Raw genomic sequence first — 26,230 nt, 5'->3', positions numbered from 1 at the left:
GACCGTCCGGCTCCGGCCTCAGGCAGGCCGGCCGCCGGAAGCGACCCGCCACCCGGCCGGATCACCGGTTCTGGCCCGGCACCCACAGCACGTCGGCCGCACCGCAATCGTTGACCCAGCGGGCGGCCACGAAGAAGAAGTCGGACAGCCGGTTGACGTAGTGCAGCGCCGCTGTGCCGACGATCTCGTCCGGCTGGCCGGCCAGCTGCACCATCAGCCGTTCCGCGCGCCGCGAGACGGTGCGGGCGAGATGCAGATGGGCGGCGGCCGGCGATCCGCCGGGCAGCACGAAGGACCGCAGCGGCTTCAGATCGGTGTTGAGTTCGTCGATCTCGCGCTCGATCCGCTCGACCTGTGCGGCCGTGATGCGCAGCGGCTCCCAGGCGACCGGCTTGCCCTCCGGCGTCGCCAGATCGGCACCGAGATCGAACAGGTCGTTCTGGATGCGTGCCAGCATGGCGTCGACCACCGGCGCCGCCGCACCGGTGTGCAGACGGGCCAGACCGACCGTGGCGTTGGTCTCGTCGACCGTGCCGTAGGCTTCGATGCGGAGATCGAATTTCGGCCGGCGCTCGCCGGTCGACAGCGCCGTCGAGCCGTCGTCGCCGGTGCGGGTGTAGATGCGGTTCAGGACGACCACGTCCGTGTCTCCCCTTGGCGGGCCGCCGTCCGGAAGACCCGGGCGCGGCCGTCTGTCCCTGTTGCGGATGCGATCCGGCGCCTCAGCGCCCCATCAGCCAGATCGCCGTCATGATCACCACGATGGCCACGAATTGCAGGCCGACGCGCCAGCGCATCAGCTTCTGCGAGGTGTTCGGACTGCCGCCGCGCGCCATGTTGATCAGGCCGAGCAGCAGGACGACGCCGACCGCCAGGATGGCGAAAGGCACGAGCATGTTGACGATACTTTCCATGGCGGGTCCTTCGGCCTCGGCGAGGCAGGCGATTCACGGGAACGAGCAGGCCGCGGCCCGATCGATCGCAGGCCGGCTCCGGGCGCGCGACCTTGCCGGCTTGCCGGCAGGCCCGCAACCCCCGACGCCGCCGACCCGGCATACGCCGGAAGCGGGCGGTCGGATGGCCGGCCGTGCCGGACCGATTCCGGCGCCCGCCGTCCGGCGACCAGCTTCTCAGGGCCGATAGGCCTAACGGTCTTCCCGATCGGAAACGCGGCGCAGGAAGCCGACCAGTGCGCGGCCCGGCAGGAGGCGCCGGACCACGTCCATCACATAGGTCGGCACGGTGACCGAATAGTAGGGTTTCGGCCGGTCGCTTTCGACAGCATGGATCAGCCGGTCGACCACCGCCTCGGGCGGCAATTTGAAGCGCCCCGCACCGCCGCGTTCCATCCGCCCGAGCCGGCGCCGGTAGATGTCGCGATGGGCCGAACCGTCGATGTCGATATTCGCCACGAAGGCCGCCATCGCGGTCGACACGAAGCGGGTCGCGATCGGGCCGGGACGGATGGTCGAAACCGTGATGCCGCTGCCGTGCAGCTCCTGGCGCAGCGTATCGGTCAGGCCCTCGAGCGCGAATTTCGAGGCGATATAGGCGCCGCGATACTTCATCGCGACGATCCCGAGTACGGAGGAACACTGCACGATGCGGCCGGCGCCGTTGGCCCGCATGGCGGGGATCAGCCGGCAGGTCAGATCGTGCCAGCCGAACAGGTTGGCCTCGAACTGCGCGCGCAGGATGTCGGTCGGTAGATCCTCGACCGCGCCCGGCTGACCGTAGGCGCCGTTGTTGAAGAGCGCACCGATCCGGCCGCCCGTCCGCTCCAGCACGGCCTCGGCGCAGGCCGCGATGCTGCCGGCCTCGCGATAGTCGAGGCGCAGCGGCTCGAGGTCGAGCGCCGCCAGCGCGGCCAGGTCGGCCTCGGTCCGCGCCGTCGCGAAGACGCGCCAGCCGCGCGCCTTCAGCATCACGGCGGCGGCCCGGCCGATGCCGGTCGACGCGCCGGTGACCAGGATGGTTCGCGGCAGCATGCGGGTCTCCTTTGAGCGGTCTCGCGATGCACCCGTGGGGGCACCGTGGTCTGGATGGAGGCAGCACGATCCGTCGGATGGCGGGGCGGCCGACGGCCCATCCTGCCTCGGAAGAGTTCGGCCCTCTCCGTAGCACGCCGCGTGCCGCAGCACGCCTGACAACGAGAGTCCCGCGCCGTCGCCCGAGCCGCAAAAAGACGAAAGCCGGTCGGGAGGTCCCGACCGGCTTCGCCCAGAGCATGCAATCACCGTGTATGCATTTCATCGCATGGACGATTACAGTCAGCAACACCATTCCTACCGGAGGGTTAATGCGACCGCCTGCGATCCGGGGGGCCGGTTAACCGTGCCGCAATGGCGTCCGGCCGGCGACCGACCGGATCCCGGCGCCGTCCGCGCGCCCTCGCCGAGGCCCCCGGCGCCGCCCACGGACCTGCCAAATCATAAAAAAGAACCGGTCGGGGACACCGACCGGTTTTTCAAGTTTTTGGCAAGAATCCCCTGAAAACCTGCCGTTAGGAAACTCCATGACGGGGGGCTGTCTGCCAACCCCCCAATTCTGCGGGTCCGTTTTGCGGGCCTCAGCCGTTGCCGCCGTCGAGGATGCGGCGGGCGATCACCTGCGCCTGGATCTCGGCCGCGCCCTCGAAAATGTTCAGGATCCGGGCGTCGCACAAAACCCGCGAGACCGGATATTCGAGCGCGAAGCCGTTGCCGCCGTGGATCTGGAGCGCGTTGTCGGCCGCCGCCCAGGCGACGCGGGCGCCGAGCAGCTTGGCCATGCCGGCCTCCAGGTCGCAGCGCTTGTCGTGATCCTTCTGGCGCGCGGCGAAATAGGTCAGCTGGCGCGCGATCATCACCTCGACCGCCATCATGGCCAGCTTGTCGGCGACGCGCGGGAAGGCGATCAGCGGCTTGCCGAACTGGATGCGCTCCTGGGCGTAGCGCAGGCCGAGATCGAGCGCGCACTGGGCGACGCCGATGGCGCGCGCCGCGGTCTGGATGCGGGCGGATTCGAAGGTCTGCATCAGCTGCTTGAAGCCCTGCCCCTCGACGCCGCCGAGCAGGTTGTCGGCCGGCACCGTGAAGCCGTCGAAGGCGATTTCGTATTCCTTCATGCCGCGATAGCCAAGCACCTCGATCTCGCCGCCCGACATGCCTTCCGCCGGGAAGGGCTCGGCATCGGTGCCGCGCGGCTTCGGCGCCAGCAGCATGGAGAGGCCGCGATAGCCGGGCTGGTTCGGATCGGTGCGCACCAGGAGCGTCATCAGGTCGGCCCGGACCGGATGGGTGATCCAGGTCTTGTTGCCCGAGACCTTCCAGACATCGCCCTCCCGCACGGCGCGGGTGCGCAGCGAGCCGAGGTCGGATCCGGTATTGGGCTCGGTGAACACGGCCGTCGGCAGCACCGCCCCGGAGGCGATCTGCGGCAGCCATTCGGCCTTCTGGGCGGGCGTGCCGCCGCCGAGGATCAGTTCGGCGGCGATCTCCGAACGGGTGCCGAGCGAGCCGACGCCGATATAGGCGCGCGACAGCTCCTCGGAGACGACGCACATGGATTCCTTGCCGAGACCCAGCCCGCCGAACTCCTCCGGAATGGTCAGGCCGAAGACGCCGAGCTCGGCCAGCTGGCCGACCACCTCCATCGGGATATACTCGTTCTTCAGGTGCCATTCGTGCGCATGCGGCACGACGGCGTCGGCGGCAAACTTGAACATCTCGCTTCGGAACTGGTCGAGCGTGTCGTCGAGGCCGGTATCGCCGACGGTCAGCGCGCCCTCCGACCGGGTCATCGCCTCGACCAGGACGGCGCGGTTGGCGACCGTGTTGCCGGTCTCGATCAGGTGCAGGATCTCGGGGGTGCGCAGCAGCGCCAGGTCGGCGTCGCCGAGGCCGAGATCGGCCGGGCGGACGAACTCGCCCTGGTTCATCGGGATGCCGCCCGGGATCTGGGCCAGATACTCGCCGAAGGCGACGCGCACGATCGCCGTCTCGACCGGTCCGAAGCGGCCGAGATCGCTCAGGCGCTCGGCATAGCCGGCCATCTCGCGCAGCGATTCCACGTAAGTGGCCAGCCAGGCGAGGCCATGGGCGGCGCGCTGCTCGCGATCGACCAGATCGGCCGAGATGCGGCCGTCCTTCTCGACCCGGGCGCGGACCCGGTCGCGGGCGCGGTCGAGGAACCGGTCGAGCGCGCCGACGGCGGCACGGGCGGCCGGGATCAGGGCGGGCGCGGGATCGAGCGAAACGGCTGCGAGTGTCATCTGAACCTCCCCGGAACGCGGCGGCGTCCGCGTCACTGTCGCACGTGTTGCGGTGCGGGAAAATATGGATGCCGGCGAGGACCGCAAGCGCGACCTTCGTGGGCCTTTCGCCGCAAGGGGCCGCGCGCGGCCAATTCGGCGGGAGGCGTGCCGATCAGCCGCGGCTCGAGGCGAGCGCCACCCCGGCAACCGTTACGGCCATGCCGGCGAACTGGATCGGGGTCAGCATCTCCCCGATCAGCGCCCAGGCCTGCAGGGCGGAGACCGGCGGCACCAGATAGATCAGCACGGCGGCCCGGCTGACCTCGCCGCGCCGGATCAGGAACAGGTAGAGGGCGATGGTCAGGATCGACAGCACCAGCACCGACCAGGCCAGCGCGAAGAACAGCTCCGGGGTCGGTTCGAAGCGCAGGGATTCGGTCGCCAAGGCCAGCGGCGCGACGGTCGCGAAGGCGGCGCAATATTGCAGCGCCGCGATGGTGCGCAGGTCGCCGCCCTGCAGGAAGCGCTTCTGCCAGAAGGTGCCGGCCGTCACCGCCACCATGCCGACGAGATTGACGGCGAGCGGACCGAGCACGCCGGCGACGTGGTCCGATCCCAGGCCGGCGAGCTTCGGCGACAGCGCGATGACGAGACCGATGAAGCCGAGCGCGACGCCGAGCTTGCGGCGGGTGGTCAGCATCTCGCCGAGCAGGCGCGGCGCCAGCAAGGCCGTCAGGAGCGGCTGGACCGATGCGATCAGGGCGGAGAGGCCGGCCGGGATGCCGTGGGCGATCGCCCACCAGACGCCGCCGAGATAGAGGCCGTGCAGCAGCGCGCCGGTGATCAGGGCATGCAGGATGAAGCGCGGATCGCGCGGCAGGCCGGCGCCGAAGGTCAGCGCATAGGTGCCGATCAGCACGGCGGCGAGGCCGAAGCGCACGGCCAGGAAGGTCAGCGGATCCGCATAGGGCGTCACGTAGCGCGCCGCGACCCAGCCGGTCGACCACAGGAAGACGAAGAGGGCCGGGATCAGGCCGAGACCGAGGCTGCGCGCGTTCATCGGTGAGGCCTAGCGGTCGGCGGGCGCGCATGCAACGGCCGCGGCGGTCGCGGCTGCCCTGCAGGGTCGGCGCGGGCCGGGTCGCGCTGCCCGAAACGCGAGGGGCGCGGCCCTTGCGGACCGCGCCCCGTCAACGGATGGCTTCCAGCTTCGCCGGGCCGGATCAGTCGTTCTTCTGACCGAACAGCTGCAGCAGCATGGTGAAGAGGTTGATGAAGTCGAGGTAGAGCGTCAGCGCACCCATGATGGCCGAGCGGCCGATGGTCGCCTGATCGGCGCCGTCGAGGGCGTAGATATACTCTTCCTTGAGCTTCTGCGTGTCGTAGGCGGTCAGGCCGGCGAAGACCAGCACGCCGATCACCGAGATGGCGAACTGCAGCGCCGACGAAGCCAGGAAGATGTTCACGATGCTGGCGATCAGGATGCCGACCAGACCCATGAACAGGAACGACCCCCAGGCCGACAGCGACTTCGAGGTCGTGTAGCCGTAGAGCGACAGCGCGCCGAAGGTGGCGGCGGTGATGAAGAACACGCGCGTGATGGAGGCGTGCGTGTAGATCATGAAGATCGTCGCGAGCGATACGCCGACCAGGGCCGCGTAGAGCCAGAACACGCCCTGCGCCGCCGCCACGCTCATGGTCTGGACGCGGAAGCCCAGGAAGAACACGAGGCCGAGCGGCGCGAACATGATCACCCACTTCAGCGGGCTGACGAACAGCGTGTAGCCGAACTGGGTCAGCGCGACGCCGCCGCGCAGGGTCTGCACGGCATCGGCCGCGCCCGGCGTGGTGATCGACAGCGTGTAGATGAAGAACGCCGCAAGGCCGGTGACGGCCACGCCGATCGTCATGTAGTTGTAGATCGAGAGCATGTAGGAGCGCAGGCCCTGATCGATGGCCTGGGCATCCGCGCGCGCCACGGTCGAGCCGAACCGCGCGTACTGGTTCCCGAAGTTCGACATCGGTGAGTTCCCTTTCGAAATCGATACGGTCCACCGCATCAGGACTGCGGCGGTCATCGACAATATGGGAGGGGTTGCGCTCCTCCGCAAGCGGCATCGGTCAGGAAAATATCATCTTGGCGCCCATTCCTTGCGCAAGGTCAACAGTCTCGGCCGAAATGGGAATTCGCGCCCGCCCGGACCCGGATCGCATGACAATCGTGACGGGCCCTTGTCACAAGTGGCGGAGCACCGGGGCCGCCTTGGCACCGAGGGCCCGCCAGGTGTCGTAGAGGCCGAAACCGAGCGTGGCGACGAGCGCCAGGGCGACCGAGCCGATCGCAACGGCCGGATCCAGCGCAAAGGTCAGGCCCATGATCCTGGACAGGACCATCCAGGCCGCCGCACTGCCGGCGATCAGCCCGAACAGCGCCGCGGCCAGACCGACGAGGCCATATTCGAAGGCGAAGGCGGTCAGGATGCGCCGCCGCGTCGCCCCGAGCGTCTTCAAGACCACGGCGTCGTAGATGCGCCGGCGCTGGCCGGCCGCGAGCGCGCCGGCCAGGACCAGCACGGCCGTCGCGAGCGTCACGCCGGCCGCCGCCCCGACGCCGTCGGCGAGCTTGCCGACCAGATCGTCGACCGCCTGCAGGGCGTCCTTGACGCGGATCGTGGTCACGACCGGGAAGGCCGCGGTGACCTTGCGCAGGAGGTCGACCTCCTTGTCGGCCGTGCCGCCATCGGCCCAGGTGACCGTGGCCAGGAAGGAATGCGGCGCCCCGCGGAAGGTGTTGGGCGAGAACACCATCACGAAGTTGATGCCGAGCGTCTCCCATTGCAGCCGGCGGAAATTGGCGATCTTCGCCTCGAACTCCCGGCCGAGCACGTTGACCCGCACGCTGTCGCCGATGCCGAGGCCGAGCCCGCGGGCGATGTCCTCCTCGAAGGAGACCAGCGGCGGGCCGGCATAGTCCTTGGCCCACCAGGAGCCCGCGACCAGCCGGGAATTCTCCGGCAGACTGTCCGCATAGGTGATGCCGCGGTCTCCGGTCAGCACCCAGGCCGCCTCGCGCGCCGGAGTCACGCTGGCGGCCGGCACGCCCTTCAGCGCGACGATCCGGCCGCGCAGCATGGGCACGTCGACCAGCTGCGCGTCGGGCGCCTCGCGCCGCACCAGGGCATTGAACTCGGGCACCTGGCGGTTGGGCACGTCCATGAAGAAGAAGCTCGGCGCATGCTTCGGCAGCTGCTGGCGGATCTGGTCGCGCAGATTGGCGTCGACGAGCGCCAGGGTGACGAGCAGCGTCATGCCCAGCCCGAGCGACAGCACGACCGACCCGGTCGGCGCGCCGGGCCGGTGGATGTTGCGCAAGGCGAGGCGCAGTTCGGCCGAAGGCGGCGACGGCATCCGGGCGGCGAGCGCGATCACGCCGAGGGCGACGAGGCGCAGGAGCCCGAAGGCGGCGCCGAGCGCGGCGAGATAGAGGAGCGCGGCGACACGGTCCTCGGCGAGCCCGAGCGCCAGGGCGGCAAGACCCGCGAGCGCCGCGCCGACCAGCACAAGATAGCGCGGCCGCGGCAGGCGCCGGTCCGGCTCCACGGCGTCGCGGAACAGCGCCGTCGGCGGCACGTCGTGAGCCCGGCCGAGCGGCATGCTGGCGAAGGCGATCGCGACCAGGAAGCCGTAGGCGACGGCGAGGCCGAGTTCGGCCGGATAGAGCGCGGCCCGCGTGCCGATCGGCAGCACGCCGGACAGGAAATAGCCGGCGATCGGCGGGGCGATCGACCCGAGGACCAGGCCGGCGGCGATGCCGAGGCCGGCGATCGCCAGGATCTGCAGGAAATAGACCCGGAAGACGAAGCTGCCGGACGCGCCGAGGCATTTCAGCGTCGCGATCACGTCGCGCTTGCCGTCGAGATAGGCCCTGACCGCATTGGCGACACCGACGCCGCCGACGATCAGCGCGGTCAGCCCGACCAGGGTCAGGAACTGCGCGAAGCGGTCGATGTTGCGCTTCAGGCTCGGCGCCGCATTGGCGCGGCTGCGCGTCTCGAAGGCGGCATCCGGATGGGCCGTCTCGATACCGTTGGCGAGCGCCCGCAACCCGGCCTCGTCGTCGACCTGGGAGGCGAGCTTCACCCGGTAGTGCCAGCGCACCAGGCTGCCGGGCTGCAGCAGCCCGGTCTCGCGCAAGGCCGCCACGCCGATCAGCAGCCGCGGCCCGAAGCCGACGCCGCCGGCGACCTTGTCGGGCTCGGACCGGACCACCCCGGCGACCGTGAACTTCGCGGTACCGACCGAGATCTCGTCGCCGATCGCCAGGCCGAGCCGGACCATCAGCGGAACCTCGACCAGCGCGCCGTAGCGGCCGCGGTCGTCGCGGGCGAGCAGTCCGCGCGCGTCTTCAACGATCGCGCCGCCGGCCGTCTCGGCCTCCAGCCGGCCGTAAAGCGGATAGGCGGCATCGACCGCCTTGATCTCGACCAGAGTCTGGTCGACGCCGTCGCCCTTGCGCGCCATGGCGCGCAGCGTCGCGGCGACCGACACCGTGCCGAGCCGGCCGATGCTGGCGGCCTCCGCCGGGCTCGCCTCGCGATTGACCAGCGCGAAGGCGAGGTCGCCGCCGAGGATGCTCTGGCCCTCCTCGGCGATGGTTTCGGTCATGGCGCGGCGCACCGAGTTGACGCCCGCGATCGCCGCCACGCCGAGCGCGATGCACAGAATGAAGATGCGGAACCCGCCGAGCCCGCCGCGCAGCTCGCGCAGGGCGAAGCGCAATGCGGTCGCCAGGGATTGGGCGGCCTGGAAGGACTGGGCGGCGGCGACGGCCCGTTCGCCGCCCGGCCCGTCGGCCGCGCGCGGATGCCGGTCGGCGGGCGGCGACAGGAGCATGCGGATCCTCTCAAGCAGAGCCGTCATCGCCGGGTCACGCCCCGGCCGCCGACAGGGCCGCGGCCGCTCCGGACACCGCCACCGGCGCGGCCTCGGTCGTCGCGTCGGGTCCGGCGACGATCCGGCCGCCCGAGACATGGACCATGCGCGAGCAGCGCCGGGCCAGCGACGCGTCATGGGTGACCAGCACCAGGGTCGCGCCGCGCTCGGCCTGCTTGGCGAACAGAAGGTCGGCGACCTGCCCGCCGGTCGCGGCATCGAGATTGCCGGTCGGCTCGTCGGCGATGACGATGTCCGGCCGCCCGACCAGGGCGCGCGCGATCGCGACCCGCTGCTGCTCGCCGCCCGACATCTCGGCCGGATAGTGCCCGGTCCGCTGCGCGAGGCCGACCGCGGCCAGCTCGGCGCGCGCCCGCTCGAAGGCCTGCGGGATGCCCGCGAGTTCCAGCGGCACCGCGACATTCTCCAGCGCCGTCATGTTGGGCACGAGGTGGAACGACTGGAACACGATGCCGACATGCCGGCCCCGGAACAGCGCCAGCTGGTCCTCGTCCATCGCCGAGAGGTCGGCGCCCGCGACGCGGACCCGGCCGGACTGGACCCGTTCCAGGCCGGCCATGACCATCAGCAGGGTCGACTTGCCCGAGCCGGACGGCCCGACGATGCCGACCGATTCGCCGGCCTCGACCGCCAGCGTGGCCCCCTTCAGCACCTCGACGGCGACGGCCCCCTTGCCGAGGGTCAGGCGAAGATCCGCAAGGTCGACGAGGGGTTCGGACAAATGCGACGCTCCGCGGTTGGGACGCCCCTGGTCGCGGGGCCTCAGCGGGCTCATATGGGAGGTGCCCGCCCGGGATCCAGATGACAGGCCGGAGTCTTTTCCATGACCGCAACCCCGTCCCGCCGCAGCGTTCTCGCCGCCCTGGCCAGCCTCGCGTCGCTCGGCCCGGCCGCCACCGGCACCGGATGGGCCGCCGCGCCGGCCGGCCGTAGGGTCCGCATCGTCGCGCTCGGCGACAGCCTGACCGCCGGCTACGGACTGCCGCCCGGCGACGCCTTTCCGGTGCGCCTGGAGGCGGCGCTCAAGGCGAAGAGGCATCACGTCGAAGTGATCAATGCCGGCGTCTCCGGCGACACCTCCGACCAGGGCCTCGCCCGGCTGGACTGGTCGACGCCGGAGGACGCGGATGCGGCGATCGTCGAGTTCGGCGCCAACGATGCGTTGCGCGGGCTGCCCCCGGCGACCACCCGCGCAGCCCTCGACGAGATCGTCGGCCGCCTCGCCGCGCGCATGCCGGTCCTGCTCACCGGCATGCGCGCGCCCCGCAACATGGGCGAAGCCTATGCGAACGCATATGACCCCCTCTTCCGGGAGGTGGCGGAAAAGCACGGCGCTCTGTACGATCCGTTCTTCCTCGAGGGCGTCGTCCTCGATCCCCGCCTCAACCAGCCCGACGGCATCCACCCGAACCGCGCCGGCGTGGATCTGATCGTGGGTCGCATCCTGCCCATGGTGGAGGACCTGATCGGCCGCGCCCTGGCGCGACGGCCGTGACGGTCCGCCGCCGACCACCCGGAGTCGTCGACGCATGAATATCCGCACTGAAACCGGCCTGCTGGCGCCCGGCGCCATGGAGTATCGCCCGCTCGGCACGACCGGACTGATGGTCAGCGCCTTCTGCCTGGGCACCATGACCTTCGGCGAGCAGAACAGCGAGGCCGAGGGTCACGAGCAGCTCGACTTCGCGCTCGACCACGGCATCAACTTCATCGACACGGCCGAGATGTACGCCATCCCGCCGAAGCCGGAGACGCAGGGCTCGACGGAACGGATCATCGGCACCTGGCTGGCCGCGCGCGGCAACCGCGACAAGATCGTCCTGGCCACCAAGGTCAGCGGCCGCAGCCCGAACGGCTGGCTGCGCGACGATGGCGCGCCGACCCGGCTGACCCGCCGGCAGATCGACGAAGCCGTGCACAAGAGCCTGAAGCGGCTGCAGACCGACTATATCGACCTCTATCAGGTCCACTATCCCGAGCGCCCGGTGCCGCAGTTCGGCTCCAACCCGGTGATCTGGCGCACGCCGGAACCGGCCGCCGACGAGACCGCCATCGAGGAGAGCCTCGACGCGCTCGACGCGCATGTGAAGGCCGGCCGCATCCGCCATATCGGCCTGTCCAACGAGACCGCCTGGGGCACGATGCGCTGGCTCGGTGCCGCCGCGCAGAGCGGTGCGGCGCGCGTGCAGTCGATCCAGAACGCCTACTCGCTGGTCAACCGGACCTTCGAGGTCAACCTGGCCGAAGTGGCGCTGCGCGAGAAGGTCGGGCTGCTCGCCTACTCGGCGCTGGCGCAGGGCTATCTGACCGGCAAGTACCGCAACGGCGCCCTGCCGGCCGGCGCGCGCAAGACCCTGTTCAACCGGCTGCAGCGCTACGAGACCCCGCATGCCGACGCCGCCGTCGCCGCCTATTGCGATCTGGCGGCCGAGCACGGGCTCGACCCCTCCCAGATGGCGCTGGCCTTCGCAGTCTCGCGGCCGTTCGTCACGTCGGTCATTCTCGGCGCGACCACGATGGCCCAGCTGACCACCTGCATGGGCGCCACGGGCGTGACCATCGGCCCCGAACTGGAAGCCGCGATCGACGCGATACACCTGCGCCACACCAATCCCTGTCCGTGACGGGACGCCGGACCGGGGCGCGGCAGCCGCCGCGCTTCGGCACCGAAATGTCAGAACCGGCCGGCCTGCAGGCCGATGCGATCCGTCGGCGACGACGATCCGATGCCGCCGGGAATGCCGGCGGAGGCCCCGCGCAGGGCGCGCAGCACCAGGACGATGAAGTATCCGACCTGGATGGCGACCGGGAAGGCGATCAGATTGACGAGATAGCCGAGCCCGCTTTCGCCGTTGAGATAGGAGGCCGGAACGGCCGCGATCGCCGCGAGCAGGGCCAGGGCGGCCAAGCCTCTGATTTTCAGATAGAACCCGGCCGCCATGCCGATCAGCACGAAGGCGATGCATGCCACGATCGTCACGTCAGAGGGCCTTCCGCTATCGCGCGTGTTGACTTCGAGATTTCGGACGCATGCCGTGGGCGACCAGGGCGGTCCGCCAGACGGACCCGCGGCCCGTCCTCCCTGTCGATCCCCGCTCCCTGTCGATCCCCGCGACCGACCGGCTCCATGACCGACCAGACCCCGTGGCCGACCGGGCCCGATGACCGCCAAGACCCGATCCCCGGCCTGGAACGCGACCGGACAGTGTCGGATTCCGGAGGGGGGTTCAATGCCGAATTGTTGCGACCGTGCCGAACCATAAGCGCTCCGGGCCGGCGCGATAGTCGACCGCATCACGCTCCGGAACGTCTCCCCCCGGTCTACTCGGCCGCGCAGGTCTCGACCAGGATGCGCGTCACCTCGCGGGGCACCTCCAGATGCGGCATGTGCCCGACGCCGGCGAAGACATGGACGCCGACCGTGCCGGGCGCGCGGCGCGACTGCCGGGTCGGCAGCACGCGATCCTGGTTGCCCCAGATCAGCCGCACCGGATGCGGCAGCCCGCCGAGAAGGGAGAGATCGAAGCTCTTCTGGCGTTCGCCGTCGAGGATCGCCTCGACGATGCGGGCGAGCGCCGCCGTCACCCGCGGGTCGCGCCGCTCGGCCGCCATATGGCGGGCGATCTCCAGCGGCACCGGCCGTTCGTAGCCGAAGAACTGTTCCAAGAGCGCGTGGATCTCGTGTTCGGCGACCGCCACGGCGAAGCGGCGCAGCAGGCGCTGGTTGATCTCGTCGCCGAAGCCGCCCGGCGCCAGAAGGGTCAGGCTGGCGACCCGTTCCGCCTCGGCGAGCTTCATGGCGACCAGCACCGCCGTCGCGCCGCCCATGGAATGGCCGACCAGGTGAAACCGCTCGATGCCCATCGCGGATAGCGATGCGATCACCGCCTTGGCGGAGATGCCGGCATGGCCGATCTCCGGCCAGTCGAGCGCGGCACCGTGGCCGGGCAGATCGAACGCGATGGTGCGCCGGCGCGTCTCCAGCGCGATCTGCTGGCCGAGCCAGGTCTCGCGCGAGCCGGCGAAGCCGTGCAGGAACACGATCGGCGTCCGGCCTTCCGGACCGCGGGCGGAATGGGGCAGGATCGACGACATGGACGGCGGCCTCCGGCGGAACTGGGCCGATCCCTAGAGCATTTCCCGATGGGATGGAATCATCCAATCGATAGGGAAATGCTCCAGGGTCAGTGACTTGAGCAATTCCCATCCGGAGGCAATCGTCCGATGGACGGGAAGGCGCTCCGGCAGCCGAGACCGGCGCGCGACCGCAACCGGGCCGACGCTGCAGCGCCTTCGGCACGTCCGGTTCTGCGATGCCCGGCCGGCCGCAGCGTCCCTCCGTCCGGCAATCGACCGGGCGATCAACCGATCGGAAGGTCGAAATAGATCCGCCCCAGATCGATCCGGTACGCGACGGCGTCGAGCACGAGATCGTCGCCGGGCCGGGTCAGAACCTCCATCGACCAATCACCGTCGGTGCGCCGGTAGTGTTCGACCCGCATCTGATCGGTATAGATCAAAAGGATATGCGAGACGCTCGCCAGCGACTTGTAGAACCACAGCTTGCGGCCGCGGTCGACGTCCATGGTCGATGGCGACAGCACCTCGACCACGACGACCGGATCGGTGATCCAGGTGCGGTCGCCGCGCGGCCCGCAACGGACAACGATATCCGGACGGCATCCGTCGAAGCGCCCGAGATCGTCATTGGCCTGGACCCGCATGCCGCCGAGATAGGTCCGGCAGTTGCGGCCATCCATGGCGAGCTTCAGCGGCGCGCCCAAATTCGAGACGATCTGCTCGTGGGTCTCGGTCGGATTGGACATCATCACGATCCGGCCGTCGACCAGTTCGAGACGACGGCCGTCGGCGGCGGCAGCAACGCGCTGCTCGAATTCCGCCAGCGTGATCCGGCGCTCCTGCTCGACCGCTTCCGCCATGACCGCCCTCGTCGAACCGGCTCCAGCATAGGCGGACCGCTGCGAAAACGAAACGGCCCGCCTGCGGGCCGCAGGAGCGGGCCGGGTCGAACGCTTGGGATCGCCCGGTCTCAGGGGCTGGACCGGCCGCCATGGGCCTGCAGCGCGAGCCGGTGATCGATCCCCGACGTCGCCGAAAGCGAAGCGACCAGGCGCCCTCCGCCCGTCGCGGCTATTCGGGATTGTGGACGACGGAGCTGCCCGGCTTGCTCAGGCGCTGGACCACGCCGAGATGGGCCGCGGCGCCGGCGTCGGGAAGCGTCTGCTTGCCGACCCGCGCGCCCTTGCGGTCGAACTGCAGCACGATCGTTCCGGTCGGGCTGGTGATCACCTGGGCCTTGGTGCCGTCGGCATAGTTGATGGTCGAATTGCCGGCGACGGCGGTTCCGCAGGCGAACCCGAGGACCACGAGCCCGGCGGCGAGACCGATCGAGACTTTACCGATCGAGAATTTCATGGGCATCCCTCGCGCTGATCCAAGGATGGGGATGCCGTGCAGTATCCCGGAGCCGCAACGAGAGGTCAATGCCGCTGCGGAACAGGACCGTCTCCCGTCGCGGCCGGTCGCCGGGCGGCGTCGGCTTGCCCGCTGAAATGCGTCGGCCCGCCGCGAGGATCCCCGCAGCGGGCCGATCGATCGATTGGTACCGGCCAACGGGCCGAGCCGGAGCCATCCGGCCCTCCCGGGCGAACGGTTGCCGCGATAGGAGTCCGGTCCAGGACCGGGCTCGCAACCGCCGTCAGGCCATGTACTGGCCGCCGTTGGCCGACAGGGTCGAGCCGGTGATGAAGCCGGCGTCGTCGGAGGCGAGGAAGACGACCGCGCGCGCGATCTCCTCGGGCTGGCCGAGGCGGCCGACCGGGATCTGCGGCAGGATGCGGGTCTTCAGCACCTCTTCCGGCACCGCCATGACCATTTCGGTGGCGATGTAGCCGGGGCAGATGGCGTTGGCGGTGATGCCCTTGGAGGCGTTCTCCTGGGCGATCGCCTTGATGAAGCCGATGTCGCCGGCCTTGGCGGCCGAGTAGTTGGCCTGACCGGCCTGGCCCTTCTGACCGTTGATCGACGAGATCACGATGATGCGGCCGAAATTGCGCGCCCGCATGCCTTCGATGACCGGACGGGTCATGTTGAAGAGGCCGTCGAGATTGGTGCGGATGACCGCGGACCACTGCTCCTTGGTCATCTTGTGGAAGAAGCCGTCCTTGGTGATGCCGGCATTGTTGACCAGCACGTCGACCGGGCCGAGTTCGGCCTCGACCTTGGCGATGCCGGCCGTGCAGGCGTCGAAATCGCCCACGTCCCACTTGTAGGTCGGAATGCCGGTCTCGGCCGTGAACTTGGCGGCGGCCTCGTCATTGCCGGCATAGCTCGCCGCGACCGTGTAGCCGGCGGCCTTGAGGGCCTTGGAGATCGCAGCGCCGATGCCGCGCGAACCGCCCGTGACCAGTGCAACCCTACCCATGACATTTCTCCCGTTCAGAAATCGGAGCCGGTCAATAGCCGGTCACTCTTTGGACTGTCGAGGTGGCAATTCGGCGTCGGACGAAAGGCGTTCGACGAAAGTCGCTGAGCGCGAAGGCCGGACATCGGAACGGGGGCGGCGCGGCTGCACCACCCCCGTCGAAGCCCGGTGCGGGAGACCCCGCCCGATCAGCGCTCGACCGTCAGGGCGACGCCCATGCCGCCGCCGATGCACAGCGTGGCGAGGCCCTTCTTGGCGTCGCGCTTCTGCATCTCGTGCAGCAGCGTGACCAGGACGCGCGCGCCGGAGGCGCCGATCGGGTGACCGATCGCGATGGCGCCGCCGTTGACGTTCACGATGTCCGGGTTCCAGCCCATGTCCTTGTTGACCGCGCAGGCCTGCGCCGCGAAGGCCTCGTTGGCCTCGACCAGGTCGAGGTCGTCGACCGTCCAGCCGGACTTCTGCAGCACCTTGCGCGAAGCCGGGATCGGGCCGGTGCCCATGATCGCCGGATCGACGCCGGCGGTCGCCCAGGAGACGATGCGGGCGAGCGGGGTCAGGCCGCGCCGGGCGGCTTCCTCGGCCGACATCAGCACCAGCGCGGCGGCGCCGTCATTGATGCCCGAGGCGTTGCCGGCGGTCACGGTGCCTTCCTTGTCGAAGGCCGGGCGCAGCTTGCCGAGCGCGTCGATCGTCGTGCCGGCGCGGATATACTCGTCCTGGTCGACGATCTTGTCGCCCTTGCGGTCCTTGATCACGACCGGGACGATCTCGTCCTTGAAGCGGCCGGCCTTCTGGGCGGCCTCGGCCTTGTTCTGCGAGGCGACCGCGAACTCGTCCTGCGCGCCGCGGGTCAGCTGCCACTGCTTGGCGACGTTCTCCGCGGTATTGCCCATGTGGTAGCCGTGGAACGCGTCCATCAGGCCGTCGCGGAGCATGGAATCGGCCATCTCCATCGAGCCCATCTTGGTGCCGTTGCGCAGATGCGCGACATGCGGCGCCATCGACATGGATTCCTGGCCGCCGGCGACGATGATGTCGGCATCGCCGGTCAGGATCTGCTGCATGCCGATCGCGACCGTGCGCAGGCCCGAGCCGCACAGCTGGTTGAGGCCCCAGGCGGTGGCCTCCTTCGGGATGCCGGCCGCGATGGCGGCCTGGCGGGCCGGGTTCTGGCCCTGGCCGGCGGCGAGCACCTGGCCGAGGATGACTTCGTTGACCTCGGCGGCCTCCACCTTGGCCCGTTCCAGCGCGGCCTTGATCGCAATGGCGCCGAGCTGGTGGGCCGGCAGGCTGGCAAGCGAACCGTTGAAGCTGCCGACTGCGGTGCGGGCGGCAGCGACGATGACGACGTCTTTAGCCATCGCATGTTCCTCCGAGATGGGTTGAAGTCCTTGATCCGAGAAGCCGGATGGCAGGGGGTCCCCGAGGGCGATCCGGCAGTCCCGCGCAATAGAGACACGGCCGATCCCGGTGTCAATGCGAGGTCCTGCGACTTGAGGTCAGCAATCCGTCGGGGGGCGGCGACCGGTGCGCAGTTCTCCCGAGGGTGCCGACTACAGCGGCACGGTTTCGCAGGCGCGAGAAAATTTGTGGCCCCTGCGAGAAAAACTTCATAATGTCAGGCATCCGGACCTCCGAGGGATCCCGATCCAGGCGATCGGGAGGAGGGTTCGGCAGGTCGGATCGCCGCAAAGGCGGACGGCCGGCCGGTGCCGCATCGCCCGCATGGCCCGGGCGGGCCGTCGCCAGCGAGGAACGCCGATCACTGGAATCCGTCGAGACCGAATTCGTCGAGACCCGGGGGGCTGGACTGACCGCGATGACCAAGACCAAAGAACCGACCATAATCAAGAAATACGCCAACCGGCGGCTCTACAATACCGGCACCTCGACCTATGTGACGCTCGAGGATCTCGCCGAAATGGTGAAGGGCGAAGAGGATTTCGTGGTGTTCGACGCCAAGTCGGGCGACGAGATCACCCGGTCCGTGCTGACCCAGATCATCTTCGAGCAGGAGAACAAGGGCACCAACCTGCTGCCGATCGCCTTCCTCCGGCAACTGATCCGGTTCTACGGCGATTCCATGCAGAACCTCGTGCCGAGCTACCTCGAATTCTCCATCGACAGCCTGACCCGCGAACAGGGCAAGCTGCGCGATCATATGACCCAGGCCTTCGGCAACAATGCCTTCGAGGCGATGCAGGACCAGGTCCGGCGCAATACCGAGATGTTCGAGCGCGCCATGCGCATGTTCATGCCCTTCTCCGGCACCGCAACGGAGGTTCCGAAGGCGCGTGCGGAAGAGAAGCCGGAGCCGAACGAGCTCGACCGCCTCAAGCAGCAGATGGAGGACATGCAGCGCCGCCTCGACGCCATCGCCGAGCGCAAGAGCTGAAGCCGGTCGCGCGGCGCCGGCCCTGCCGGCCCGCTGCGGCAGTCCTTGTCCCGGCTGACCCTGTCCCGGCGCGTCCCTTCCTGATAGCACCTGCCCCCGCAGCGCCGCGGTCCGATGACGGGCCGGCCCGGCGACACGCTGTTCCGGCGCCGCCCCATCCTCGCTACGGGCCGCAGCACCCCGGGCACCGTCGATATCCCGGCCGAATTCCTTGACTTCGGCCGATCCCTCGATATAACGCCCCCATTCGCGAGAGCCGGGCCGCAAGCCCGGCTCATTGCGCTGTTCGAGGCTTGGCCGCCGGTTCGCCGGCAAGGCCGTCAAGTCCGCTTCCTTCCGCCGGTCTCGACCGGACGGATCGACCCGTTTCGATCGCCCCATGGGGGCGGGCGAAGCACCAGGGTCCGGGGCGGCGCCGAAGGACGCGCGAAGCAAAACGGAACCTCGCAGCCAGCGGGGCAGCCGTTCACATAGGGACTACACAATGTTCGCGGTCATCAAGACCGGCGGCAAGCAGTATCGGGTTGCCGCCGAAGACGTCGTTACCATCGAGAAGCTCGAAGCCGCCCCCGGCGAGACCGTGACCTTCGGCGAAGTGCTGATGGTCGGCAACGAAATCGGCACGCCCTTCGTGGCCGGCGCGTCCGTCACCGGCATCGTGGTCGAGCAGACCCGCGGCGACAAGACGATCGCCTTCGTCAAGCGCCGCCGCAAGAGCTGGAAGCGCAAGAAGGGCCATCGGCAGGAGCTGACGGTCGTGCGCATCACCGGCATCGCCGCGGCCTGAGGCGGGACGGGTCCCGGCCCGACGGCCAGGGACCCGGCGACCGGCCTCGCCTTCCGGATGCGCCGCTCTCTCCCGAGAGGGCGCGCGCAGAACGGAGACCCGATCCGCGCCTTGCGCGGGTTGTCGAATCCGAATGTCGGGGCTAGTGTGGCGCCGATCTGTTATCCACCCGCGGGTGCGTGACCGCCGAGACCGGCCGGACCGCCCGCAGACGAAGTGAAGGAGCTCGATCATGGCTCATAAGAAGGCTGGCGGTTCGTCCCGCAACGGCCGCGACTCCGACGGCCGTCGCCTCGGCGTCAAGAAGTTCGGCGGCGAAGCCGTCATTCCGGGCAACATCATTCTGCGCCAGCGCGGCACCAAGTGGCATCCCGGCCAGGGCGTCGACATGGGCAAGGATCATACGATTTTTGCCATCGTCGAAGGCAAGGTTCTGTTCCAAGCCAAAGCCAACGGCCGAACCTACGTATCCGTTGCGCCGAATATGGCAGCAGCAGCGGAGTAACCCGGCGAGATGACCTCTCTTCCGCCGGTGTCCCAAGACCCCGGCGGATCAGAGCTCCGCTGAATTCCTGAAATCCCCGGATGGGGGCGACGGAGGGGGTGATGGGGCACCATCCCCCCTCCAACTCGTTTTCGCCCCCCATCACTCCGTCCGGAGGATCCAGGAATGAGCGACAGGACCGATCCGACAAGTCCGGTCGAGGATTTGGCCAGCCTGATCGTCGAAACCGCGAGACTGGTGCTGCGCCAGCCGACCCGGGACGACGCCGAGCGGCTGGCCGAACTCGCCAACGACATCGCCATCGCCGAGAACCTGTCGAGCATGCCGCACCCCTATTCGGTCGCGGACGCGCTCGCCTTCATCGACAATACCGACGTGTCGCCGCTGCGGGTCAATTTCGGCATCTATGCCAAGGACGACGCCGGTCGCTTCATCGGCACGGCCAGCCTGATGCCGCGCGACGGCGAACGCTTCGTGGTCGGCTACTGGATCGGGCGGCCCCATTGGGGGCGTGGCTATGCCACGGAAGCGACCCAGGCCATGGTCGATCTCGCCTTCGACCGGCTCGACGCACCGTCGGTCTCGGCCAGCTGCCGGGTGACCAACGGTGCCTCGCGCCGGGTTCTGGAGAAGAGCGGCTTCCAGTATGCCGGCCAGGGCATGGGCCCGTCCCTGTTCCTGCGCGGCATGGTGCCGGTCGACCGGTTCCGGATCGAGCGGCCGGTCTGGAAGTCGTTGCGGGCCTGGCGCGATGCCTCGGTCGCGCGCCGCGAGGCGACGGCGGTGCATCTCGCCGGGGCGCTGACGTGAACGGCTCCGGCCAGGCCGTCGGCGGGGCGGCGTCCGGGGGCATCGCCGCCGGACCGGTCCTGAAGACCGCCCGGCTGCGGCTGAGGCCCTACGGCTGGGACGACGCGCCCGCGATGACGGCCTTCCTGGCCGATTTCGAAGTGGCGCGCTGGCTCGCGCTGGTGCCGCATCCCTACGGGCCCGAGCATGCCCGGAGCTTTCTGGAGAAGACGCTCGGCGGCGGCTTCCCCGACAAGCTCGGTCTCGCCATCGAGGTCGACGGTCGGCTGGCCGGCGGAATCGCGCTCGCCGGCTTGTCGGCGCTGCCGATGCTCGGATACTGGCTGGGTCCGCCGCATTGGGGGCGCGGGCTGATGACGGAGGCGGTCGCCGCCGTTCTCGCCCACGGCTTCGGGACGCTGGGACTGACGCGGGTCGGCTCCGGCATCTTCGCCGGCAACGAGGCCTCGCTCGCCATCCAGCGGCGGGCGGGCTTCGAGGTGGTGGGCCAGAGCGAGGTCTTCTCGCTCGCCCGCAACACGACCGTGACCCATATCGACACGCGCCTGACCCGCAGGCGCTGGCAAGAGACGAAGCGATGAAATTTCTCGACACCGCCAAGGTCTATGTCCGCTCCGGCGACGGCGGGGGCGGCAGCGTTTCGTTCCGGCGCGAGAAGTTCATCGAGTTCGGCGGCCCGGACGGCGGCGACGGCGGGCGCGGCGGCGATGTCTGGATCGAATGCGTCGAGGGCCTCAACACGCTGGTCGACTACCGCTACCAGCAGCATTTCAAGGCGCGCACCGGCGGCCACGGCATGGGCCGCAACCGCGCCGGCGCCAATGCGCCGCCGATCACCCTGAAGGTTCCGAAGGGGACCGAAGTGCTCGAGGAGGACGGCGAGACCCTGATCGCCGACCTGACCGAGATCGGCCAGCGCGTGCTGCTGGCGCGCGGCGGCAATGGCGGTTTCGGCAACGCCCATTTCAAGTCCTCGACCAACCAGGCGCCGCGCCACGCCAATCCGGGCCAGGACGGCGAGGAGAAGGCGCTCTGGCTGCGCCTGAAGCTGATCGCCGAAGCCGGTCTCATCGGCCTGCCCAATGCCGGCAAGTCGACCTTCCTGGCCACCGTCACGGCGGCCAAGCCGAAGATCGCCGACTATCCCTTCACGACGCTGCATCCCGGCCTCGGCGTGGTCCGGGTCGACACCCGCGAATTCGTGCTCGCCGACATTCCCGGCCTGATCGAGGGCGCGCATGAAGGCCAGGGCCTCGGCGACCGCTTCCTCGGCCATGTCGAGCGCTGCCGCGTCCTGCTGCACCTCGTCGATGCCAATTCGGACGACGTGGTGCGCGACTACAAGATCGTCCGGCGCGAGCTGAAGCTCTACGGCGAAGGCCTGGCGCAGAAGCCCGAGATCGTCGCCCTGTCGAAATGCGACGCCCTGACCGAGGACGAGCGGGCCGAGAAGGTCGCCGCCCTGAAAAAGGCGGCCCGGCGCGTGCCGATCCAGCTGTCCTCGGCGAGCGGCGAGAATGTCGAGAAGACGCTGCGCGCGCTGCTCCGGGCGATCGACACCGACGTGGCCGAGGAGGCCGACGAGATCCCGGCCGCCAAGGATCAGACCTGGCGGCCCTGACGGCCGCCTCAGGACGATCCCGCCACCACACGGCCCGCCGCTCAGCCCGCCCCGCTCGACTCGGGGACGCGCCCTGTTCGGGGTACCCTGCCCTCAGCCCGGCGCCGCGCCTGCGGAACCGGGGGCGGCGACAGCGGCGCTACCGCCCGCCATCGGCCGCTCGTCGAGCGAGACCGTCTTGACCAGGGCATGGACCGTATCGCCCGGACCGAGGCCGAGCGCGGCGAGACCCATGCGGGTGACCGAGGCGACCAGCGTGCCGCCGCCCGGCAGGGCGATCTCGACCCGGGCCAGCGCCTGATCGGTCGGGTGCAGCGCCGCGATCGTCCCGGCCAGCACCGAGCGCACGCTCATCCGCGCCGGCGGCGGCTCGGCGGCGAGCGTCACGTCGGTCGCCCGCACGACGATCGCCAGTTCGCGCCCCGGCTCGCCGGCCGGTCCCGGCAGCCAGAGCGTGCCGGCCGGGTGGACGATGCGCGTCAGCCCATAGGCGGGCTCGTAGGCATCGACGCGGCCGGCCAGCACAGAGACCAGATCGAAGCGGTCGACCCCGGCCGTGGCGGCCAGCCCGAACACCCGGTCCGGTGGCCCCTCGCCGGCGATCCGGCCGCGATCGAGCACCACGACATGGCCGGCGAGCCGCGCCACCTCCTCGACCGCATGGCTGACATAGACGATCGGGATCGCGAATTCGTCGCGCAGGCGCTCGATCAGCGGCAGGATTTCGAGCTTGCGCGGCCGGTCGAGCGCGGCCAGCGGTTCGTCCATCAGGAGGAGGCGCGGGCTCGACAGCAGCGCCCGGCCGATGGCGACCCGCTGCCGCTCGCCGCCCGAAAGGCTGGCGGGCCGGCGGCCCAGCAGGGAACCGATGCCGAGCGTCGCGACGACCGGCTCGAAGGGCACCGCCCGGCTGTCGCGCGGGGCGAACCAGCGGCCGAACATCAGGTTGGCGCGCACGCTCATATGCGGAAACAGCAGCGCGTCCTGGAACACGAGCCCGATCCGCCGGCGCCGCGGCGGCAGGAAGACGCCCCGCTCGGTATCGACCAGCACCTGGCCGTCGACCTCGATGCGGCCGCGATCCGGGCGGATCAGGCCGGCGATCATGCGCATGGCGGTGGTCTTGCCGGCCCCCGAGGCGCCGAACAGCGCCGTGACCGCCGCCGTGCTCTCGAAACGGGCCTCGAGCCGGAACCCGCCCTCCCCGGTGGCCAGCCGACGGTCGGCCTCGAAGCGGATCATGCGATCAGACCCGTCTGGCGGCGCGCCCGCGCCTGCAGCGCCTCGGAGACGACGAGCGCGATCAGCGCGATCACCACCGAGACCAGCGTCAGCCGGAACGCCTGGGCGTCGCCGCCGGGCACCTGGGTGGCGGCATAGATGGCCGCGGCCAGCGTGCGCGTCTCGCCCGGGATCGAGGACACGAAGGTGATGGTCGCGCCGAATTCGCCGAGCGCCTTGGCGAAGGCCAGGATGGCGCCGACCACGATGCCGGGCAGCGCCAGCGGCAGCGTGACCAGGAAGAAGGTGGCGACGCGACCCGCACCGAGCGTGCCGGCGGCCGATTCGAGCCGCGGGTCGATGCCTTCGAGCGACAGCCGGATGGCGCGCACCATCAGCGGGAAGCCCATCACGGCGGCGGCCAGCGCCGCGCCGGTCCAGCGGAAGGAGAGGACGATGCCGAGATGGTCGGCCAGGAAGGCCCCGAACACGCCGCGCCGCCCGAACAGCACGAGCAGGAGATAACCGGTCACGACCGGCGGCAGCACCAAGGGCAGATGGATCAGGCCGTCGAGCAGCGCCCGGCCGGGAAAGCGGCCGCGCGCCAGCACGACCGCGACCAGGATCGCCACCGGCAGGCTCGTCAGCGTCGCAACCCCGGCGACCCGCAGGCTGAGCAGGATCGCGGTCCATTCCTCGGCACTGAATTCAACCATGCGGGCGGTTTATCCTGTATCGCAAACGATATTGCATTCCGGCTCAAGCCGTGCACGATCGTATAGAGCTGACCGGCGGAATCCAGCCCGCCGCGGAAGATTTTGCCGGAGGACCATCCCCGATGTCGATTCTGCGCCGTTCCCTGATCGCCGGCCTCGCCGCCCTGGCGGTCGCCGTCGCCACCCCGTCCCGCCCGGTCGTGGCCCAATCCGGCGACGTGGTCGTCTTCGCCGCCGCCAGCCTCAAGAACGCCCTCGACGAGATCGCGGCGGATTACACCAAGGCGACCGGCAAGAAGGTCGCGATCTCCTACGCGGCCAGTTCGGCGCTCGCGCGCCAGATCGAACAGGGCGCACCGGCCCAGGTCTTCGTCTCCGCCGATCAGAAATGGATGGACTATGCCGCCGGCAAAGGGCTGATCGAACCGGCGACGCGCTCCGATATCCTCGGCAATCGCATCGTTCTGGTCGCCCCGAAGGGCGGCACCAAGCCGGTCGAGATCAAGGCCGGCTTCGACCTCGGCAAGCTCCTCGGCGACGGCCGCCTGGCGATCGGTGCGGTGGCGTCGGTGCCGGCCGGGACCTACGCCAAGGAATCGCTCGAAAAGCTCGGCGCCTGGGACGGCGTCAAGGGCAAGCTGGCCGAAGCCGAATCGGTGCGCGCCGCGCTTCTCCTCGTCTCGCGCGGCGAGACCCCCTACGGCATCGTCTATCAGACCGATGCGGCCGCCGACCCGAACGTCGCCGTGGTCGGCACCTTCCCGCCGGAAACCCACACCCCGATCCTCTACCCCGCCACGCTGGTCAAGGGCGCGGGCGCGGACGGAACCGCCTTCCTGGCCTTCATGCGGTCGGCCGCCGCACGCAAGGCCTACGAAAAGCAGGGCTTCACGGTCCTCTATTGAGCGCGCGCTTCCCTGGCGCCGACCGGCGCGGCATACTCGGCGCCATGGGAGATATCGTTGCCAAGCCGGAGACCAGCCCTGCCGCCGCGCGGGTGTCGCTGACCGTCGATCTTCCGCATGGCGGCCGAATCGGTCCCGAGGATGTCGACCTGATCGAGACGATCGCCCGGGAACGCTCGATCGTCGGGGCCGGTCGCGCGCTCGGGCAGTCCTACCGCAAGACCTGGCTGATGGTCGACGCGCTCAACCGCATGTTCGAGAGCCGGGTGATCGACACCTTCCCGGGCCGGCGTCAGGCCGGCGCCACGGTGACCGATTTCGGCCGCCGCCTCGTCGCGCTCTACCGCTCGGCCGAGCGGCGCGCCAATGCCACAACCGCCCGGGCGCTCGACGAGATCGTCGCCAGCCTCGACTGGCGCTTCGAGGCCGCCGTCACGCCGGCAGACGCCGTCACGCCGACGGCCAGGGACGCGGCGGCGGCAGATCGGCCGGACTGATCATGGCCGGCTCGATCGCCACCGTCTTGATCATCGCCCAGGCCCGGAGGCCCGGCTCCAGCGCCAGCCGCTCGACCGATTCGGCCGTCACCAGGGCGTCGAGCCGGGTGGCGCCGAGATCGAGCGCGACCCGCACATAGGGCAGCGCCAGCGGCTCCACGGCCGCGATGGTCCCCGGCAGCCGGTTGGTGATCGAGACATCCATCGGCCGCGTCAGCGCCAGCGCCACGTCGCGCGCATCGATGGCGATCCGCACCCCCGCCCCGGGTTCAAGCGCGACCTGCGGCACGCGCAATTCCCCATCGGCGAAATGCAGCGTCGACAGCCCATAGGCCGGATCGTGCCGCAGGACGCGGGCCAGGATGGCGGTCGAAATCCGGATCATGAACGGCGCAAGCTCCCCTGAGCGGCGAATGCGTCCCGACCGGCGACGCAGCGGACCACCGCCGCCGCCAGTATACCCCGCAATCCGACCCGGATCGGCCAGGCTTCGCGCATGCCCGGGAAAGCGGTTCCGGAATGTTCGAGGACTGCCCGATGCCGGAAGAGGTCGCCGATCTCCCCGCGCATTCCCGGCCGAAGCGCCAGCGCAGAGCCGGCAACTGTGTCGAGACCTTTCATGCGTGGAAAGGAATCTGGTCTCGGATGACGGCGTTGGCGGTGACGAGGAGTTTACGGCTGACGGCGACGAGGGCGAGCTTGAAGGGCTTGCCGGCATCCCGGAGGGTCTGGAAGAAGGTCTTGAAACGGGGGCAATGTCGGATGGCCGCGAGAGCGCCCATGTAGAGCGCGTCGCGGACGCGTTTGCGTCCGCCGAGGATGGATCGCTGGCCGCGGAATCGGCCGCTGTCGCGGGCGAAGGGGGCGAGGCCGGCGAGGGCGGCGATCTGCTTGGGCGAGAGGCGGCCGAGCTCGGGCATCAGAGCGAGGAGCGTGGTTGCGGCGACCGGGCCGATGCCGGGGATGGAGCGGGAGATCTGGGCGTGCCCATGGAGCTGGCAGAGAGCGCCCAATCTCCCATCGCATTCCCGGCCGAAGCGAAGCGCAGAGCCGGGACCTACTCTGCTGCCAACGTGCAGCAAGATTCTGATTTAATTGACGATCTTGATGCCGCCGCAGGGCGAGTGGGCCTCGGATC

The 26,230-nt window shown here is 69.8% G+C and carries 28 protein-coding genes; 10 read left to right on the top strand and 18 right to left on the bottom strand.

Annotated features, from left to right (window positions below; translation table 11 throughout):
* Nucleotides 1-61: 61 nt before the first annotated feature.
* From ABB55_RS18080 to ABB55_RS18045, 8 genes are all read right to left on the bottom strand, one after another.
* Nucleotides 62-640 carry a cob(I)yrinic acid a,c-diamide adenosyltransferase gene (locus ABB55_RS18080; protein WP_054360046.1) on the bottom strand — a complete coding sequence of 193 codons (579 nt, stop codon included), beginning with the start codon at nt 638-640 and terminating at the stop codon, nt 62-64.
* 82 nt (nt 641-722) lie between these two features.
* Nucleotides 723-914: a twin transmembrane helix small protein gene (locus tag ABB55_RS18075; RefSeq protein WP_054360045.1), complete on the bottom strand. Its 192-nt coding sequence runs from the start codon at nt 912-914 to the stop codon at nt 723-725.
* Between the two features lie 231 nt (nt 915-1,145).
* A complete protein-coding gene (locus ABB55_RS18070; protein ID WP_054360044.1) occupies nt 1,146-1,988 on the bottom strand; it encodes an SDR family oxidoreductase in 843 nt (280 codons plus the stop codon).
* Between the two features lie 581 nt (nt 1,989-2,569).
* Nucleotides 2,570-4,252: an acyl-CoA dehydrogenase family protein gene (locus ABB55_RS18065; RefSeq protein ID WP_054360043.1), complete on the bottom strand. Its 1,683-nt coding sequence runs from the start codon at nt 4,250-4,252 to the stop codon at nt 2,570-2,572.
* A 154-nt stretch (nt 4,253-4,406) separates the two neighbouring features.
* Nucleotides 4,407-5,294, bottom strand: coding sequence for a DMT family transporter (locus ABB55_RS18060; RefSeq protein WP_054360042.1), 888 nt, complete (start codon nt 5,292-5,294; stop codon nt 4,407-4,409).
* A 163-nt stretch (nt 5,295-5,457) separates the two neighbouring features.
* On the bottom strand, nt 5,458-6,255 hold the full coding sequence (locus ABB55_RS18055; RefSeq protein ID WP_054360041.1) for a Bax inhibitor-1/YccA family protein: 798 nt from the start codon (nt 6,253-6,255) through the stop codon (nt 5,458-5,460).
* A gap of 214 nt (nt 6,256-6,469) precedes the next feature.
* Entirely contained in the window at nt 6,470-9,127 is a 2,658-nt protein-coding gene (locus tag ABB55_RS18050) for an ABC transporter permease (protein ID WP_083463723.1), read from the bottom strand.
* Nucleotides 9,128-9,161: 34 nt separating this feature from the next.
* Complete coding sequence (locus ABB55_RS18045; RefSeq protein WP_054360040.1) at nt 9,162-9,908, bottom strand: ABC transporter ATP-binding protein; 747 nt, start codon at nt 9,906-9,908, stop codon at nt 9,162-9,164.
* A 102-nt stretch (nt 9,909-10,010) separates the two neighbouring features.
* Here ABB55_RS18045 and ABB55_RS18040 point away from each other — a divergent pair, with 102 nt between their 5' ends.
* Nucleotides 10,011-10,682, top strand: coding sequence for an arylesterase (locus ABB55_RS18040; protein WP_054360039.1), 672 nt, complete (start codon nt 10,011-10,013; stop codon nt 10,680-10,682).
* A 76-nt stretch (nt 10,683-10,758) separates the two neighbouring features.
* Nucleotides 10,759-11,811 carry an NADP(H)-dependent aldo-keto reductase gene (locus tag ABB55_RS18035; protein WP_054362149.1) on the top strand — a complete coding sequence of 351 codons (1,053 nt, stop codon included), beginning with the start codon at nt 10,759-10,761 and terminating at the stop codon, nt 11,809-11,811.
* Between the two features lie 50 nt (nt 11,812-11,861).
* Here ABB55_RS18035 and ABB55_RS18030 read toward each other — a convergent pair whose 3' ends face one another.
* The 6 genes from ABB55_RS18030 to ABB55_RS18005 all read right to left on the bottom strand — a co-directional run bounded on the left by ABB55_RS18030 (nt 11,862) and on the right by ABB55_RS18005 (nt 16,996).
* Nucleotides 11,862-12,167 carry a hypothetical protein gene (locus ABB55_RS18030; protein WP_054360038.1) on the bottom strand — a complete coding sequence of 102 codons (306 nt, stop codon included), beginning with the start codon at nt 12,165-12,167 and terminating at the stop codon, nt 11,862-11,864.
* A gap of 341 nt (nt 12,168-12,508) precedes the next feature.
* Complete coding sequence (locus ABB55_RS18025; protein WP_054360037.1) at nt 12,509-13,282, bottom strand: alpha/beta fold hydrolase; 774 nt, start codon at nt 13,280-13,282, stop codon at nt 12,509-12,511.
* Between the two features lie 266 nt (nt 13,283-13,548).
* Nucleotides 13,549-14,127, bottom strand: coding sequence for a Uma2 family endonuclease (locus ABB55_RS18020; protein WP_054360036.1), 579 nt, complete (start codon nt 14,125-14,127; stop codon nt 13,549-13,551).
* Between the two features lie 211 nt (nt 14,128-14,338).
* Nucleotides 14,339-14,623 (bottom strand): hypothetical protein, encoded by a 285-nt coding sequence (locus tag ABB55_RS18015; protein WP_152982089.1) that lies wholly within the window; start codon nt 14,621-14,623, stop codon nt 14,339-14,341.
* A 283-nt stretch (nt 14,624-14,906) separates the two neighbouring features.
* Nucleotides 14,907-15,632 carry an acetoacetyl-CoA reductase gene (gene phbB / locus ABB55_RS18010; RefSeq protein ID WP_054360034.1) on the bottom strand — a complete coding sequence of 242 codons (726 nt, stop codon included), beginning with the start codon at nt 15,630-15,632 and terminating at the stop codon, nt 14,907-14,909.
* A 188-nt stretch (nt 15,633-15,820) separates the two neighbouring features.
* Nucleotides 15,821-16,996 carry an acetyl-CoA C-acetyltransferase gene (locus tag ABB55_RS18005; RefSeq protein ID WP_054360033.1) on the bottom strand — a complete coding sequence of 392 codons (1,176 nt, stop codon included), beginning with the start codon at nt 16,994-16,996 and terminating at the stop codon, nt 15,821-15,823.
* A gap of 458 nt (nt 16,997-17,454) precedes the next feature.
* Between ABB55_RS18005 and phaR the strand changes: the two genes are divergently transcribed.
* The 6 genes from phaR (at nt 17,455) to obgE (ending at nt 21,753) form a co-directional block, all read left to right on the top strand.
* Entirely contained in the window at nt 17,455-18,030 is a 576-nt protein-coding gene (phaR, locus tag ABB55_RS18000) for a polyhydroxyalkanoate synthesis repressor PhaR (RefSeq protein WP_054360032.1), read from the top strand.
* Between the two features lie 484 nt (nt 18,031-18,514).
* A complete protein-coding gene (rplU, locus tag ABB55_RS17995; RefSeq protein WP_054360031.1) occupies nt 18,515-18,817 on the top strand; it encodes a 50S ribosomal protein L21 in 303 nt (100 codons plus the stop codon).
* Between the two features lie 232 nt (nt 18,818-19,049).
* Nucleotides 19,050-19,322 carry a 50S ribosomal protein L27 gene (gene rpmA, locus ABB55_RS17990; RefSeq protein ID WP_054360030.1) on the top strand — a complete coding sequence of 91 codons (273 nt, stop codon included), beginning with the start codon at nt 19,050-19,052 and terminating at the stop codon, nt 19,320-19,322.
* Nucleotides 19,323-19,487: 165 nt separating this feature from the next.
* Nucleotides 19,488-20,132 (top strand): GNAT family N-acetyltransferase, encoded by a 645-nt coding sequence (locus ABB55_RS17985; protein ID WP_054360029.1) that lies wholly within the window; start codon nt 19,488-19,490, stop codon nt 20,130-20,132.
* Nucleotides 20,129-20,713 carry a GNAT family N-acetyltransferase gene (locus ABB55_RS17980; protein ID WP_054360028.1) on the top strand — a complete coding sequence of 195 codons (585 nt, stop codon included), beginning with the start codon at nt 20,129-20,131 and terminating at the stop codon, nt 20,711-20,713. Before ABB55_RS17985 ends, ABB55_RS17980 begins: the two co-directional genes overlap by 4 nt.
* Nucleotides 20,710-21,753 (top strand): GTPase ObgE, encoded by a 1,044-nt coding sequence (gene obgE, locus ABB55_RS17975; RefSeq protein ID WP_054360027.1) that lies wholly within the window; start codon nt 20,710-20,712, stop codon nt 21,751-21,753. Before ABB55_RS17980 ends, obgE begins: the two co-directional genes overlap by 4 nt.
* A gap of 93 nt (nt 21,754-21,846) precedes the next feature.
* Here obgE and modC read toward each other — a convergent pair whose 3' ends face one another.
* Nucleotides 21,847-22,995, bottom strand: a complete 1,149-nt coding sequence (gene modC / locus ABB55_RS17970) for a molybdenum ABC transporter ATP-binding protein (RefSeq protein ID WP_054360026.1) — start codon at nt 22,993-22,995, stop codon at nt 21,847-21,849.
* Nucleotides 22,992-23,690, bottom strand: a complete 699-nt coding sequence (gene modB / locus ABB55_RS17965) for a molybdate ABC transporter permease subunit (RefSeq protein WP_054360025.1) — start codon at nt 23,688-23,690, stop codon at nt 22,992-22,994. The genes modC and modB overlap by 4 nt, the downstream gene beginning before the upstream one ends.
* A 122-nt stretch (nt 23,691-23,812) precedes the next feature.
* Between modB and modA the strand changes: the two genes are divergently transcribed.
* Together modA and ABB55_RS17955 are read left to right on the top strand one after the other, a co-directional pair.
* On the top strand, nt 23,813-24,595 hold the full coding sequence (gene modA, locus ABB55_RS17960; protein ID WP_054360024.1) for a molybdate ABC transporter substrate-binding protein: 783 nt from the start codon (nt 23,813-23,815) through the stop codon (nt 24,593-24,595).
* A 44-nt stretch (nt 24,596-24,639) separates the two neighbouring features.
* Nucleotides 24,640-25,092: a winged helix-turn-helix domain-containing protein gene (locus ABB55_RS17955; protein WP_054360023.1), complete on the top strand. Its 453-nt coding sequence runs from the start codon at nt 24,640-24,642 to the stop codon at nt 25,090-25,092.
* On the opposite strand, the gene ABB55_RS17950 is transcribed toward ABB55_RS17955, so the two are convergent.
* Both ABB55_RS17950 and ABB55_RS17945 read right to left on the bottom strand, forming a co-directional pair.
* A complete protein-coding gene (locus ABB55_RS17950) occupies nt 25,046-25,477 on the bottom strand; it encodes a TOBE domain-containing protein (RefSeq protein WP_054360022.1) in 432 nt (143 codons plus the stop codon). The genes ABB55_RS17955 and ABB55_RS17950 overlap by 47 nt on opposite strands.
* A gap of 232 nt (nt 25,478-25,709) precedes the next feature.
* A complete protein-coding gene (locus ABB55_RS17945; RefSeq protein WP_420848234.1) occupies nt 25,710-26,012 on the bottom strand; it encodes a transposase in 303 nt (100 codons plus the stop codon).
* Nucleotides 26,013-26,230 lie beyond the last annotated feature (218 nt).

The organism is Prosthecodimorpha hirschii, from assembly GCF_001305515.1.
Classification (GTDB): Bacteria; Pseudomonadota; Alphaproteobacteria; order Rhizobiales; family Ancalomicrobiaceae; genus Prosthecodimorpha; species Prosthecodimorpha hirschii.
Note: the sequence above shows the minus strand (reverse complement) of the source record. Positions and strands in the feature narration are given on the sequence as shown.

Bases quoted from the DNA above. Each gene is read 5' to 3' on its own strand.
- ABB55_RS18075 (WP_054360045.1), bottom strand. From the start codon at position 914: ATGGAAAGTATCGTCAACATGCTCGTGCCTTTCGCCATCCTGGCGGTC.
- ABB55_RS18070 (WP_054360044.1), bottom strand. From the start codon at position 1,988: ATGCTGCCGCGAACCATCCTGGTCACCGGCGCGTCGACCGGCATCGGC.
- ABB55_RS18065 (WP_054360043.1), bottom strand. From the start codon at position 4,252: ATGACACTCGCAGCCGTTTCGCTCGATCCCGCGCCCGCCCTGATCCCG.
- ABB55_RS18060 (WP_054360042.1), bottom strand. From the start codon at position 5,294: ATGAACGCGCGCAGCCTCGGTCTCGGCCTGATCCCGGCCCTCTTCGTC.
- ABB55_RS18055 (WP_054360041.1), bottom strand. From the start codon at position 6,255: ATGTCGAACTTCGGGAACCAGTACGCGCGGTTCGGCTCGACCGTGGCG.
- ABB55_RS18050 (WP_083463723.1), bottom strand. From the start codon at position 9,127: ATGCTCCTGTCGCCGCCCGCCGACCGGCATCCGCGCGCGGCCGACGGG.
- ABB55_RS18040 (WP_054360039.1), top strand. From the start codon at position 10,011: ATGACCGCAACCCCGTCCCGCCGCAGCGTTCTCGCCGCCCTGGCCAGC.
- ABB55_RS18035 (WP_054362149.1), top strand. From the start codon at position 10,759: ATGGAGTATCGCCCGCTCGGCACGACCGGACTGATGGTCAGCGCCTTC.
- ABB55_RS18025 (WP_054360037.1), bottom strand. From the start codon at position 13,282: ATGTCGTCGATCCTGCCCCATTCCGCCCGCGGTCCGGAAGGCCGGACG.
- ABB55_RS18020 (WP_054360036.1), bottom strand. From the start codon at position 14,127: ATGGCGGAAGCGGTCGAGCAGGAGCGCCGGATCACGCTGGCGGAATTC.
- ABB55_RS18015 (WP_152982089.1), bottom strand. From the start codon at position 14,623: ATGAAATTCTCGATCGGTAAAGTCTCGATCGGTCTCGCCGCCGGGCTC.
- phbB (WP_054360034.1), bottom strand. From the start codon at position 15,632: ATGGGTAGGGTTGCACTGGTCACGGGCGGTTCGCGCGGCATCGGCGCT.
- ABB55_RS18005 (WP_054360033.1), bottom strand. From the start codon at position 16,996: ATGGCTAAAGACGTCGTCATCGTCGCTGCCGCCCGCACCGCAGTCGGC.
- phaR (WP_054360032.1), top strand. From the start codon at position 17,455: ATGACCAAGACCAAAGAACCGACCATAATCAAGAAATACGCCAACCGG.
- rplU (WP_054360031.1), top strand. From the start codon at position 18,515: ATGTTCGCGGTCATCAAGACCGGCGGCAAGCAGTATCGGGTTGCCGCC.
- rpmA (WP_054360030.1), top strand. From the start codon at position 19,050: ATGGCTCATAAGAAGGCTGGCGGTTCGTCCCGCAACGGCCGCGACTCC.
- ABB55_RS17985 (WP_054360029.1), top strand. From the start codon at position 19,488: ATGAGCGACAGGACCGATCCGACAAGTCCGGTCGAGGATTTGGCCAGC.
- obgE (WP_054360027.1), top strand. From the start codon at position 20,710: ATGAAATTTCTCGACACCGCCAAGGTCTATGTCCGCTCCGGCGACGGC.
- modC (WP_054360026.1), bottom strand. From the start codon at position 22,995: ATGATCCGCTTCGAGGCCGACCGTCGGCTGGCCACCGGGGAGGGCGGG.
- modB (WP_054360025.1), bottom strand. From the start codon at position 23,690: ATGGTTGAATTCAGTGCCGAGGAATGGACCGCGATCCTGCTCAGCCTG.
- modA (WP_054360024.1), top strand. From the start codon at position 23,813: ATGTCGATTCTGCGCCGTTCCCTGATCGCCGGCCTCGCCGCCCTGGCG.
- ABB55_RS17955 (WP_054360023.1), top strand. From the start codon at position 24,640: ATGGGAGATATCGTTGCCAAGCCGGAGACCAGCCCTGCCGCCGCGCGG.
- ABB55_RS17950 (WP_054360022.1), bottom strand. From the start codon at position 25,477: ATGATCCGGATTTCGACCGCCATCCTGGCCCGCGTCCTGCGGCACGAT.
- ABB55_RS17945 (WP_420848234.1), bottom strand. From the start codon at position 26,012: ATGCCCGAGCTCGGCCGCCTCTCGCCCAAGCAGATCGCCGCCCTCGCC.